The 12,150-nt window shown below is 37.7% G+C and carries 12 protein-coding genes; 2 read left to right on the plus strand and 10 right to left on the minus strand.

Going from position 1 to position 12,150, the window contains the following annotated elements:
- Window positions 1-152 precede the first annotated feature (152 nt).
- Window positions 153-1,028: a LysR family transcriptional regulator gene (locus ACWATA_RS19480; RefSeq protein WP_028412217.1), complete on the plus strand. Its 876-nt coding sequence runs from the start codon at window positions 153-155 to the stop codon at window positions 1,026-1,028.
- Window positions 1,029-1,071: 43 nt separating this feature from the next.
- On the opposite strand, the gene ACWATA_RS19485 is transcribed toward ACWATA_RS19480, so the two are convergent.
- The 4 genes from ACWATA_RS19485 to ACWATA_RS19500 form a co-directional block, all read right to left on the minus strand.
- Complete coding sequence (locus tag ACWATA_RS19485) at window positions 1,072-2,106, minus strand: AI-2E family transporter (RefSeq protein ID WP_028412216.1); 1,035 nt, start codon at window positions 2,104-2,106, stop codon at window positions 1,072-1,074.
- Between the two features lie 168 nt (window positions 2,107-2,274).
- Window positions 2,275-2,928: a 5,6-dimethylbenzimidazole synthase gene (gene bluB / locus ACWATA_RS19490; protein ID WP_013055676.1), complete on the minus strand. Its 654-nt coding sequence runs from the start codon at window positions 2,926-2,928 to the stop codon at window positions 2,275-2,277.
- 464 nt (window positions 2,929-3,392) lie between these two features.
- Window positions 3,393-3,812, minus strand: a complete 420-nt coding sequence (locus ACWATA_RS19495; protein WP_016763238.1) for a hypothetical protein — start codon at window positions 3,810-3,812, stop codon at window positions 3,393-3,395.
- Between the two features lie 101 nt (window positions 3,813-3,913).
- Entirely contained in the window at window positions 3,914-4,552 is a 639-nt protein-coding gene (locus ACWATA_RS19500; RefSeq protein ID WP_205689676.1) for a DUF1643 domain-containing protein, read from the minus strand.
- Window positions 4,553-4,934: 382 nt separating this feature from the next.
- Here ACWATA_RS19500 and trhA point away from each other — a divergent pair, with 382 nt between their 5' ends.
- Window positions 4,935-5,585 (plus strand): PAQR family membrane homeostasis protein TrhA, encoded by a 651-nt coding sequence (gene trhA / locus ACWATA_RS19505; RefSeq protein WP_013055671.1) that lies wholly within the window; start codon window positions 4,935-4,937, stop codon window positions 5,583-5,585.
- Between the two features lie 42 nt (window positions 5,586-5,627).
- Here the strand turns inward: trhA and ACWATA_RS19510 are convergent, their stop codons facing one another.
- The 6 genes from ACWATA_RS19510 to treC form a co-directional block, all read right to left on the minus strand.
- Window positions 5,628-6,815: an NRAMP family divalent metal transporter gene (locus ACWATA_RS19510; protein ID WP_473050124.1), complete on the minus strand. Its 1,188-nt coding sequence runs from the start codon at window positions 6,813-6,815 to the stop codon at window positions 5,628-5,630.
- 9 nt (window positions 6,816-6,824) lie between these two features.
- Window positions 6,825-7,580, minus strand: coding sequence for a LamB/YcsF family protein (locus ACWATA_RS19515; protein ID WP_473050125.1), 756 nt, complete (start codon window positions 7,578-7,580; stop codon window positions 6,825-6,827).
- A gap of 11 nt (window positions 7,581-7,591) precedes the next feature.
- On the minus strand, window positions 7,592-8,590 hold the full coding sequence (locus ACWATA_RS19520) for a 5-oxoprolinase subunit C family protein (RefSeq protein WP_473050127.1): 999 nt from the start codon (window positions 8,588-8,590) through the stop codon (window positions 7,592-7,594).
- Window positions 8,580-9,302 carry a 5-oxoprolinase subunit PxpB gene (gene pxpB / locus ACWATA_RS19525; protein WP_033578185.1) on the minus strand — a complete coding sequence of 241 codons (723 nt, stop codon included), beginning with the start codon at window positions 9,300-9,302 and terminating at the stop codon, window positions 8,580-8,582. The genes ACWATA_RS19520 and pxpB overlap by 11 nt, the downstream gene beginning before the upstream one ends.
- A gap of 355 nt (window positions 9,303-9,657) precedes the next feature.
- Window positions 9,658-10,374 (minus strand): trehalose operon repressor, encoded by a 717-nt coding sequence (treR, locus tag ACWATA_RS19530; protein WP_473050128.1) that lies wholly within the window; start codon window positions 10,372-10,374, stop codon window positions 9,658-9,660.
- An 87-nt stretch (window positions 10,375-10,461) separates the two neighbouring features.
- Window positions 10,462-12,147 (minus strand): alpha,alpha-phosphotrehalase, encoded by a 1,686-nt coding sequence (gene treC / locus ACWATA_RS19535; RefSeq protein ID WP_328172399.1) that lies wholly within the window; start codon window positions 12,145-12,147, stop codon window positions 10,462-10,464.
- Between the last annotated feature and the right edge of the window lie 3 nt (window positions 12,148-12,150).

Consider the following 12,150-nt stretch of genomic DNA (forward strand, 5'->3'; position numbering starts at 1 on the left):
TCTCCTTTTACATCATTTGGCTAACGGTACTTTTATTATTTTATCTAAAAATGCGTTGCTTACTATTTTTATTTTAAAGAGAGCTTGTCTATAATACAAATTAGAAAATAAATAGATATCCATAAATAAATTTATAAGAAAGGATAGCATAAATGATTGATTTTGAATGGTATCGCAGCTTTATTAGCATTTACAAATATCGATCCGTTTCTGAAGCAGCCAGAGCGAGGATCTTAACGCAGCCGGCCATGAGTCAGCACTTAGCTGCTTTAGAAGCTGAAATAGGCGAAGGTTTATTTATCCGTGCACCAAGAAAGATGATTCCAACAGAAAAAGGTAAAGAACTGTACACGCGTATTGTCCCGTTAATTGAAAGTCTAGAAGCTGCTTCAATTGAATTAAAAATGACCGCTTCATCTCCCGACGCGCTGCCGGTCGTAAAAATTGGTTCTCCCGTAGAGTATTTTACCGAACAAGCTTTAGAAAGAATAAAAGATGCAGGTATCCGCTGCTACAGCCAGTTTGGTATTGCTTCTGTTTTACTTGAAAAGATACAAAGCGACGAAATTGATATTGCGATTACAACCCAAAGATTGCAAATACCAGGAGTCGAATATACGGTCATTGAAGAAGAAGAGTTTGTCTTAACCGTCCCTCCTTCTTTTGAAATGACACCCAATGAAGACATAGAGGATTTTTTATACAATCAGCGGTGGATTAGCTATGGCCTTGAACTTCCTATTATCAGGCGTTTTTGGCGACAGCATTTTAAAAAACGGCCTGAAATTCAGCCTCATCATGTGATTCCAAATCTTCAAACAGTGTTAAAAGCCATTCAGCATCACATGGGAATCAGCCTGCTTCCCCGCTATTTGATTCAAGAAGCGCTCCAAGAAAAAAAGGTGAAAATCGAACTTGAACATTTAGCGGTAAAAAATCAGATCTTTCTTGCTTATAAACTTAAGCATCGAGATCATCCAGTCATTCAAAAAACGATACGCTCGTTAAAAAAAGAAACGAACCACTAATCAAACATCTTGATTAATGGTTCGTTTTTCACCTCGTCTCAAATCATTTTGTCCCAGTCTCTTCTTTTTTTGACAGCTGCTGTGCTGAATCTACTCCTACGAGATCTAAAAAGAAAATAAAAATAGGAATACCAAGAATCAGCCCCCATACGCCCAAGAAATGTTCACCAAATACTAAAATGATAAACGTAATGAATGTTGGCAAGTTTGTTTTAGATGACATAAGCTTTGGATTTAATACATAGCTTTCAAGTGCGTGAAGTACTACCACCATAATTAACACAGATAGTACTTTTACACCGCCTCCTAAACTGTAAGCGATTGTACAAAGCGGAATGAGTGAAACAAATACCCCAAGAACCGGCACTAGCCCTAGTAGAAAGACCATAACGCCAAGCGCAAGCAAATTAGGAAACCCTAACACCCACAGGGCAATAACGGATAAAATGCTGTTCACAAAAGCGATAATAAACTGAACTTCTATTACCTTGCCGAAGGAATTAACAAATTTTCTCCCCAAATAGCCAGCTTCTTTGAAAAACCAGCCCAGCCTAGATTGTTCCAGTTGGACAAATAATCGGTGAATCCGCGACTTTTCAAGTAAAAAGAATAGGCTTAACAAGAGTGCTAAGAAAACTTGTGCACTTACTTTTCCAATATTAGATAAATAGCTGTATACTAAATCAATATTCTGCTGAATATTTTCTGGTGATTTAAATCTCTTTAGATTATCGATAATATAGGTGACGAATGTATTATCAGGGGGGTGCTTGTAAAAATACATCAGCTTCTGTACAAGCTCAGTAACTTGCGTCATAATAACCGGGATATATACATATCCTACAATACCGAGAGCACCAATCAGTGCGATATAGATGACGATGAGTATAAGCGTTGAATTAAGCGGAAGCTTTCTTCTTAACGTTTGTTGAAGACGACCAATTAAAAAGGTAAAAATAAACGTAAATAACAGCAGCTGAAGCATACTTCTAATGCTGACAAGTAAAACTGTAATAATAATAAGCGTAATGATGCGAACAGTAAGTTTGTTGTGAAGCCAACTTCTTGCAATATTCATGAAACCTTCAATTCTCCTATCTCTCTTTTTCCCAAGTCATTTGTATACATATAAATAAAACGGATACGCTAGACGCTCATATCCGCTTTCGCTATATATAGTGTATCATTTAATATTCAAATTTTACTATATTTCAGCGCTTTTTAGTATGTCTTTATTTTCTCTCCGCTATTCTTTTTCATTTTCCCATACATTATGATAAATTAGCTTGTCTAAATCCCTTCTTTTTTCCCAGTTAGCTTGTTCTAAGATTGGTTTCTCAGGGTATTTATCTGTATAGCCAATTGACATGAGCGCTACAGGATCAATATGAGGAGGAATATGTAAAATGTCACGTACATCATTTTTTTTATAAAAACTTACCCATCCCATTGCCAGTCCTTCTGCATATGAAGCAAGCCACATATTTTGAATCGCACACGCAGTTGACATCATATCAGTTTCTGGAATTGAGTTTCTTCCGAGAACATGAGAGCCCCCTCTTGTTGGATCACACGTTACGCAAATAGTTAACGGCGCTTCTTTTAATCCTTGAATCTTTAGCTCTAAAAAATCTTCTTTCTTTTCACCTTCATAATGAATAGCCAGTGCTCTTCTCTCTTTATCTGCTGCCCAGGCAAGTTTATTTTTCACTTCTGTATCAGATACTAATATAAAATTCCAAGGCTGCATAAACCCGACGGAAGGTCCGCTGTGAGCAGCCTGTAGAATGTTATAAACCGTTTCATTCGGAATCTCATCAGACAAAAATGTGCGTACATCTCTTCTTCCGTAAATCGCTTTGTATACCGCTTGCTTTTCGTCGTTTGTAAACGAATTCATCTTTTTCAACCTCCATTAAACTCTTTTTTTAACTATTTTTCTAAAAAAACATTAAAAAAATGTGATCCAAACTTTATGTTTTCTCGTATTACTATATGAATCTATCATAAAGGAGGTTGCAAACATGTTCAACGACGTTTTAATGAACTTATTTAACGCGGTAAGCAGCATCATTAACACAATTGGATAATTTGATTGTACATATTGAGTAAGAGAGGAGGCATATTACATGCTAAACGAGGTACTTATGAACTTTTTTAACGCAGTAAGCAGCATCATCAACACAATCGGATAAAAAAAGCACAAAGAAAAGGGTAACTGCCATTACCACCGTCTTTATGCTTGACTAGTTCAAAATCATATATTTTACAATAAAAAGAACTCTTTGATTAGGAGTTCTTTTTACTTATCCTAACATGTTCCTTTTTATTTGTATATATACCTTGCCATTTCAACAGATTCACTTATATGTTGCAAGCATACACGTAGGTCTGCAGCTCGTAGTGCAGTTCTTTTAAGTCTTCGGCTGCTTGAGTCAATAACTTCTTTCGCTGAGCTGTATACACATCTAGAATCGCTCTTTCTACTTTTACCTTTTCTTCATATAAAATATCTAACTTATCTTCATTTCCTTCAAGGGAAATAGGCTTTAACATAGCAAATTGATAAATGGGTTGTCCATAATCCAATTTTGTTAAAATAGAACCTACTAATACATCCTGCGAGCATTCATATACGAAGTTTAACAGCGTACTTAATTCTTCTAGACGAGAAATATCCAGCTCTGCATTTTCATTGATCACAGTCCCTATATATTGAAAGCACTCTTCTTCTAACTCATTGTAAATAGTTGTGATGCGGTGCAGTACTTCATTCAACTTCATAAAGTTCCCCCTTCACACACGCTTCTTGATACAACCATATGACAAAACTTGGTGTTTTATACTAACGAAAAAGCGAGGAATATAAACCTCGCTTTTTCTCTTTATCGATACATACTGGCAATGTCTTCAATAAACATAAGCGGTTCTTCTTCTGTTAGTTGTTTAATTGGAGAATAATCCTCTCCACCAAAACTTTGATCTATGTCTTCAATAAACGAAGAAACTTCTTCTGACTCTTCACGATTAGCCGGCACTTCGTATTTCTGTAATTCTGTACGGTGCACGACGGATAAAATATGGCGAGGAAATTGCTGCTTCGTTTTTCCAAAACAGTATACCGGCTTGTGTTTCAAAAAGCGTTCTACTTCCTCTTGCCGGTTATAAATGCTTCCATGATCACCCCAAGCTACCACAACTAGTTCAGCATCTTCCACAGCCTTTTGAATATATTCACCTGTTCTTGTTCCAACAGCTTCTTCTTTTGAAAGCATGCGTAAAAACGAAACATGATCGGTTTGATAGCTGAATAAATAAACGATTTCTAAAACTCCAAATCCCCACTTTTGCGCCAGGTCGATGCATTTGGATACAGCTGTATCATCGCTGTATTCATACGTATTTTCTGGAAAGGACAAGATAAACGTAAGTTTACGTTCGTTTACTTCACTCCATTTGCATAATAGAGAATATTTGTATGTGCCTGTTTCATCAAAAATAACTTCTTTTTTCACTGCTTCCATCCCCCTGCCTTCTTACAATCTTGTTACTTATCTATTGCAAATGAGCTAAGCAGTAATCGTAACCTTGACTGTTAAAAGTTTTATTTTATATGTATTTCAAAATCATGCCTTCATGACAACTTTTCTGCCATTTTTTCAAAAAGCATTTTTTTCTTCTATACATGCTTTTTACAGCTAGTGAACATTCACATATATATCTTTCCTCTTTTCGGACCTCCAGTCAAAATAGATAAAATCAAAAGAATGGTCTATAATAAAGAAATAACCAATGAACTTTTCACTCATGTTTTTGACCGTTACGGATTTTTTCTCAGCAGGTATGTTCAAAACTGATCCTCTGAGAAAATAGAAGATAAATTTGTGTAAAGAAAGGATTTTGTAAATGGCTACTACACACACATTTACAAGAGGAGAAGAAATTGCAAATGCGATTACACACGGCGTTGGAGCCGTACTCAGCATTGTGGGATTAACGCTTTTAATCGTACTTTCTTCGTTAGAAGGAACGCCTTGGCATGTTATCAGTTTTACTATTTACGGAGTAACCATGCTGCTTCTCTATGTCTCCTCTACGCTTGTCCATAGCTTTCCGGAAGGTAAGGTAAAAGATCTTTTTGAGATATTTGACCATTCTTCTATTTATTTGTTTATTGCCGGTACGTATACTCCATTTTTATTTATCGCAGTAAAAGGAACCACCGGCTGGACACTTTTTGGAATTGTATGGGGCATCGCTCTTGCAGGAATTGTATTCAAAGCTTTTTTTGTGAAGAAATTCCTTTTTATTTCCACCATTCTTTACGTATTTATGGGATGGATGATTGTGTTTGCGTGGGATTCGTTAACTCAAAACATTGCCCATCAAGGAATTGTCCTTCTTGTAGTTGGAGGCGTGTTGTATACAATCGGAGCCGTTTTTTACGTATGGCGAGGATTTCGTTTTCACCATATGATTTGGCATATGTTTGTTCTTGGCGGAACCGTACTTCACTTTTTAGCAATCATTTTATATGTATTGCCTATAACCAATTAAAAAAGGGCCTTCTGGCCCTTTTTTAATTGGTTATAGAATTTCTTACCACAGTTTTGCCATTTGAGTCACAAGCGTATAGACTCCTAGCACAGCCATAATAACGACCACAAAACCGCCAAAAACGGTAAGCCAAGTCGGATGCTTGTAATCCCCTACTATCTTCTTTTTATAAGCCGCTATAAGCATTGTACCGAGTGTAATAGGTAAGATTAACCCATTTAATGCTCCAGCTAAAATGAGCAGCGTGACCGGCTGACCAATCGTTAAGAAAACCAGGGTTGAAATCGTAATAAATGCAATGATAATCCAGTTTTCATATTTCTCAATCCTTTTGCTGAAGGATTTAATAAAGGAAACCGATGTATATGCCGAACCAATAACTGAAGTGATAGCCGCTGCTGCCATGACGACACCAAATAATTTATAGCCAATATCCCCTGCGGCTAACTGAAAAACAGAGGCAGGTGGATTATCGGGATTCAGTTTTAACCCTTGACTCAATACACCTAATATTGCCAAAAATAGAAAAATTCGAATGATCGAAGCGATCGTAATGCCGGATACTGCTCCTCTTGTTACTTCCGGAATCGCGGCTTTTCCTTTGATTCCTGCATCTAATAAACGGTGACCTCCTGCAAATGTAATATATCCTCCTACCGTTCCTCCTACAAGAGTAACAATCGCCATTACGTCAATGTGATCCGGCCAAAATGTTTTAGATACCGCTTCTCCTACTGGCGGAGCGGAAGAAACCGCAACATACACCATTAAAATAATTAATATTCCGCCCATTAATTGAGCAAAACGATCCATTAATTTTCCGGCTTCTTTGACTAAAAAGATGGCAATAGAAATAATGGCTGTAATAACTGCACCAACTTTAGGAGAAATACCAAATAGCGCATTGAAGCCAAGACCCGCTCCTCCTACATTTCCAATATTAAATGCTAAGCCTCCGATTACAATTAAAATAGCAATAAATAAACCGAGACCTGGGAAAACACTGTTAGCAATATCCTGTGCTCTTTTTTCTGAGACGGCAATAATACGCCATACGTTTAGCTGAACGCCAATGTCTAATAAAATCGACAGTAAAATGACAAAACCAAAACTTGCGACGAGAGCTTGTGTAAAGACAGTTGTTTGAGTTAAAAAACCTGGACCCACTGCTGAAGTAGCCATTAAAAATGCTGCTCCGAGGAGCACGCTCCAGTTGCGTTCTTTTTTCATGATGTCACCTCATTGTGGTTGAATAATGATTTGTTCTTCTTTTAGCTTGTCACAAATAGCTTTGGCAAATTCAACAGCATGTGCACCGTCTCCATGAATACAGACGGTATCTGCCTGAATCGGAATCTCTTCATTTTGCACAGTGAATACTTTCTTTTCTTTGACCATTTTAATTACTTGAGAAATAGCTGCTTTCTCATCTTGAATCACGGCGTTTTCAACGTTTCTCGGCGTCAGCATGCCGTTCTGTTGATAGGTTCGATCTGCAAATACTTCCTGAGACGTACGCAAGCCGATTTCGTTTCCAGCTTTAATCGATTCACTTCCAGCAAGACCATATAGAATAGCTTCCTCACTAACATTATAAACAGCTTTAGCAATAGCTTTAGCTATATCTCGATCCCCTGCAGCCATATTATATAAAGCGCCATGAGGTTTCACATGATGAAGGGCCCCTCCTTCTGCACGTATAAAAGCTGAAAGAGCCCCCATTTGATACACCATCAAATCATAAGCTTCTCGAGGCGTAATTTTCATATATCTACGTCCAAATCCAGCTAAATCTTGCAATCCGGGGTGCGCGCCGATCGCCACATTTTCACTCAAAGCCAGCTTTACTGTTTCTCTCATAACCGAAGGATCTCCGGCATGAAAGCCACAAGCAATGTTTGCTGAAGTTACATAGCGTAAAATTTCTTTATCATTTCCTAATCTATAGTTCCCAAAGCTCTCCCCTAAGTCACAGTTCAAATCAACGGTAGCCATTTTCTTCCCCCTTATATTTTCATTCGAAGTGCTCTTTTAATATGATTGATTTTCTTTTCCTGCTCCATATATAAATGCTGCGCTTCATCCAGTGAAACGAATTGAAAAGAAACCTTTTGCCCTGGAGAAACTTGTGCCAGCGCCGAAAAATCGGCAGTTGCTACCTGCCCGATTCTAGGGTATCCTCCTGTCGTTTGATGATCTGCTAATAAAACAATGGGCTGTCCTTCTTTTGGTACTTGAATTGTACCAAACGTCACAGCGCTAGAAAGCAGCTCCTTTTCCTGCTGAAGGATTAATTTCTTTCCTTTTAGCCTATAGCCCATTCGGTCAGATTGCGGCGTAACGTCAAATTCTTGATTAAAGAAATGTTGTTGACTTTCTTTCGTAAACCAATGAAATTCCGCACCTTTCATTGTGCGGATAATAGGCGTCTCGTATGAAGGAAGAAGTTTAGGATGAATGGTCCAAAAAGCCTGCTGAAAAGAGCGGTCCGTTTGCTTTTTCACCAGTTTCTTTATAATTGCTTCCCCTATTTCTGTAGGAGGATGGCTTAATACTTCGTCTCCTGACTGTAATGCTTTACCGTGCAGCCCTCCTATCCGAGCGCGAAGCGAAGTAGATGTACTTCCCATAACTGCAGGAACGTTAAAGGCACCGGAAACCGATAAATAAGAACGGCAACCTAAAGTCGGAACACCAAACTGCAGCACGCTCCCTTTTTTCACATATAAAGGCCGCCACATCTTTACGGCTTCACCATTAACAGTTGGCGATAAATCCCCTCCTGTCAGGGCAATTAAAGCATCTTGCTGAAATTCAATTTTTGGTCCCATTAACGTAATTTCAATAACCGGCTGATTTTCTTGATTTCCTACTAATAAGTTGGCAATCCTTAAAGCAACTTTGTCCATTGCCCCGCTGACAATCATGCCGTCCTTTTGATATCCATGTCTGCCGATATCTTGAATCGTTGTTAATAAACCAGGACGCATCACTTTAATACTCATCTTCATCCACCTCCTTTTGTGCTTCATATTCCGTTTCAGAAATGGAAACAAATCGGATACGATCACCTGCTTGAAGTAAGCTTGGCGAGTCTTTTTCTGGGTTAAATAGTGTAAGAGGAGTACGCCCGATTAACTGCCATCCTCCAGGTGTTTCAATTGGGTACACGCCGGTTTGCATTCCTGCGATGCCAACTGACCCTTTTGGGATGCTGTTTCTCGGTGATTCTTTCCTTGGAGTCGCAATTTTTTCACTCATCCCTCCTAAGTAAGGAAAACCAGGAGCAAAGCCTATCATATACACCAAATATTCTCCATTTGTATGAATGGAGATAACTTCATCAGGCGTTAATGAATGAAAAGCAGCTACTCTCTCTAAGTCCGGGCCGTACTTTCCTCCGTAACACACCGGAATGTCAATTTGTCTAGCGACCGCTTCAGATTTTTCTTCCTGGTGGAAAAGCAGTTCTTCAATATATGTAGATATTGCTGTGTAAGGATTTCTTCTTCCTTTTTCACTCATTATCCAAGGATCATAATAGATTGTAACCGTCGTAAAAGCCGGCACATATTCAATCATTCCCTTACATAATGATTGCTCTAGCACCTCAGTAAATTGCTGAATACGTTTATGTATACCGAAATTAATTTCGTCTCCAAATGAAACGACAATGCCGCTATCACCAAGAGGATAAAGTCGATAATCGTTACTCATTCCGTCTCCTCCTTTTTACTTAGTATTGTTTGAGCAGCTCCCTTTAATGCTGTAGTTAGACAGATTTATTAGAATTACTAATGAAGTTATCATTTTCAAATAACATTTTCTTATATATCTAATAAAAAAAAGATCAATAAATCTGTATACCGTATGAATAACATTATACAAATATAAAATAATCTTATGTTCTACTAAAACAAACTCTAAATAAAAATTCAACCTTTTTAGAATTTTATCGTCAAAAGGATCACGTTTTTTCAGTTTTCTCCATAAGAAAACTGCTTTGTTTTTTATACCAAAGCAGTTTTTTGTAAACATCTACAAAAAGGAAAAACTCATGGGCAGTGAACCATTATATACCTCTGCGAGCAAAATCCACAAAACGAAACTTATCAAGACGATGACGTGATTCCGTATACTGAAAAAGGCTTGCATCTTCTAGATACACATAGTTTCTTACTACCACAATATGTTCATAGTCTTTCAAATCTAAGTAACTTTTATCTTCGTCCGTCAGCTCGTCAACGGAAATTTCTTTTTTAGCAAAGCTGATTTTCAGCCCAAGATCTTTTTCTAAGTATTCATAAATAGAGCCTTTGCATATGTCTTTTGTGAGGTGAGGAACATATTTTTTATGAAAAAAATCTTTATCTAAAATAATTTTTTCTCCATCGATTTCACGTGCTCGAACTACTTTCCATATGAGATCTTTTTTCGTTGCGCCAAGCTGTGTGCACAGATCGTGATCCGCCTTGATTAATTCAAACTCTTTTACAATAGTAGTGGAAGTATGTCCTAGCTTTTCCGCTACTTCTTTGAAGCTAACAAGTCCTGATACTGGAAAATCAAAGCGTGATACGTCTAATACAAAAGAACCTTTTCCTTTCATTTTTTGAATGTACCCATTTTGCGAGAGTAAATTTAACGCTTTCCGTATCGTTTCACGAGACGTTTGATACTGTTCAACAAGCTCATTTTCAGAAGGAAGTTTTGTATTGGGACGCCAGTCACCGCGTTTAATTTTATCGACTAACTGTTCGTAAATGCTGATAAATTTATTTTCTTTCAATTGCCATCACCTATTTTACTTTCTATATATACCCAATTGTATAAAAAGAACGATAGATTGTCACCCATCGTTCTTTTCACTTTTTCTCTATTTTTTTAAATGATACACGATTGATTCATACGGCCGAAGTAAGACTCGCTTGAATTCCTTTGATGAATCTTCGTAGTTAGACAGCAATATTTCACTATGATATCCTTCAAAAGTTATATCTTCTGGCAGTTCAAAAATTTTCTCGCTGCCGTAGAAATTATTTATCACGAGCAGCTTTTCGTCTGCTCCATTTCGGATATAAGCGAAAATCTGCTCGTCTTCTCCAAGAATCAATTCATAGTTTCCATAGGTGATAATCTCGTACTGCTTGCGCAGTGCAATAAGCTTTTGATAAAAATAAAAGATTGAATCTTTATCCTCTAACGCTTTTTCTACATTAATTTTACGGTAGTTATCGGCCGGATTAATCCATGGCTTTCCTTTTGTAAAACCTGCATTCGGCTTATCGTTCCATTGCACCGGTGTACGGGAATTATCTCTTGATTTATGTTTTAAAATTTCCAAAATTTCATTTTCGTCCATTCCTTGTGCACGTTTTATTTCATACACATTTAATGACTCCACATCTCTATATTCATCAATAGAGGAAAACTTCGGGTTTGTCATACCTATTTCTTCGCCTTGATAGATATAAGGCGTTCCCTGCATCAAATGAATCGTTGTAGCGAGCATTTTAGCAGATTTATTATGATAGAGTTCGTCGTCTCCATAGCGTGAAACAACGCGAGGCTGATCATGGTTGCACCAAAATAATGCATTCCATCCCCCACCTTTATTCATTTCCGTTTGCCAAGTTGATAGAATCTCTTTTAATTTAATAAAATCAAAATCTGCTAGGGCCCACTTTTCTCCATTCGGGTAATCGACTTTCAAATGATGAAAATTAAACGTCATACTAAGCTCGCGTCGGTCCGGATGAGAGTACTGAATACAGTGGTCAACGGTTGTGGACGACATTTCTCCAACGGTCATACTATCATATTTTGAAAAAACTTCTTGATTCATTTCCCGCATATATTCGTGCACGCGAGGACCGTCGGTGTAGAATTTCCGGCCATCTCCTGGTGCAATGGAACCATCATCATCTAAAAAACGCTGATCTTTTGAAATTAAATTAATAACGTCCAGACGAAATCCATCTACTCCTTTTTCAAACCAAAACGTCATCATATCATACACGCTTCGGCGCACACGCTCGTTTTCCCAGTTCAAATCCGCTTGCGTAACATCAAACAAATGCAGATACGATTGTTCTGTGAGGTTATCATGCTCCCACGCGGATCCCCCAAATTTTGAAACCCAATTCGTCGGAGCACTTCCATCTTCTTTTTGATCTTTCCAAATATAAAAATCTCTGTACGGGTTATCTTTCGATTTTTTAGCTTCTTGAAACCATTCATGTTCAGTTGATGTATGATTAACGACAATATCCATGATGACTTTAAGACCCCGCTTATGCGCTTCTGTTACTAAACGATCGAAATCCTCCATTGTTCCGTATTCTTCTTGAATAACAAAATAATCACTTATATCATATCCGTTATCCCGCTGCGGTGATTTATAAATTGGCGTTAGCCACAGAACATCTACCCCGAGCTTTTTCAAATAATCTAGCTTTTCAATAATGCCAGCTATATCACCCACGCCGTTTCCAGTCGTATCATAAAAACTTTTTGGATAAATTTGATAAACAACCGATTTTTTCCACCAAGGTTCTTGCATCTT

This window comes from Priestia sp. USM5, assembly GCF_058323215.1.

Coding starts and splice junctions, on each gene's coding strand:
- ACWATA_RS19480 (WP_028412217.1), top strand. CDS start 153: ATGATTGATTTTGAATGGTATCGCAGCTTTATTAGCATTTACAAATAT.
- ACWATA_RS19485 (WP_028412216.1), bottom strand. CDS start 2,106: ATGAATATTGCAAGAAGTTGGCTTCACAACAAACTTACTGTTCGCATC.
- bluB (WP_013055676.1), bottom strand. CDS start 2,928: ATGAATTCGTTTACAAACGACGAAAAGCAAGCGGTATACAAAGCGATT.
- ACWATA_RS19495 (WP_016763238.1), bottom strand. CDS start 3,812: ATGAAGTTGAATGAAGTACTGCACCGCATCACAACTATTTACAATGAG.
- ACWATA_RS19500 (WP_205689676.1), bottom strand. CDS start 4,552: ATGGAAGCAGTGAAAAAAGAAGTTATTTTTGATGAAACAGGCACATAC.
- trhA (WP_013055671.1), top strand. CDS start 4,935: ATGGCTACTACACACACATTTACAAGAGGAGAAGAAATTGCAAATGCG.
- ACWATA_RS19510 (WP_473050124.1), bottom strand. CDS start 6,815: ATGAAAAAAGAACGCAACTGGAGCGTGCTCCTCGGAGCAGCATTTTTA.
- ACWATA_RS19515 (WP_473050125.1), bottom strand. CDS start 7,580: ATGGCTACCGTTGATTTGAACTGTGACTTAGGGGAGAGCTTTGGGAAC.
- ACWATA_RS19520 (WP_473050127.1), bottom strand. CDS start 8,590: ATGAGTATTAAAGTGATGCGTCCTGGTTTATTAACAACGATTCAAGAT.
- pxpB (WP_033578185.1), bottom strand. CDS start 9,302: ATGAGTAACGATTATCGACTTTATCCTCTTGGTGATAGCGGCATTGTC.
- treC (WP_328172399.1), bottom strand. CDS start 12,147: ATGCAAGAACCTTGGTGGAAAAAATCGGTTGTTTATCAAATTTATCCA.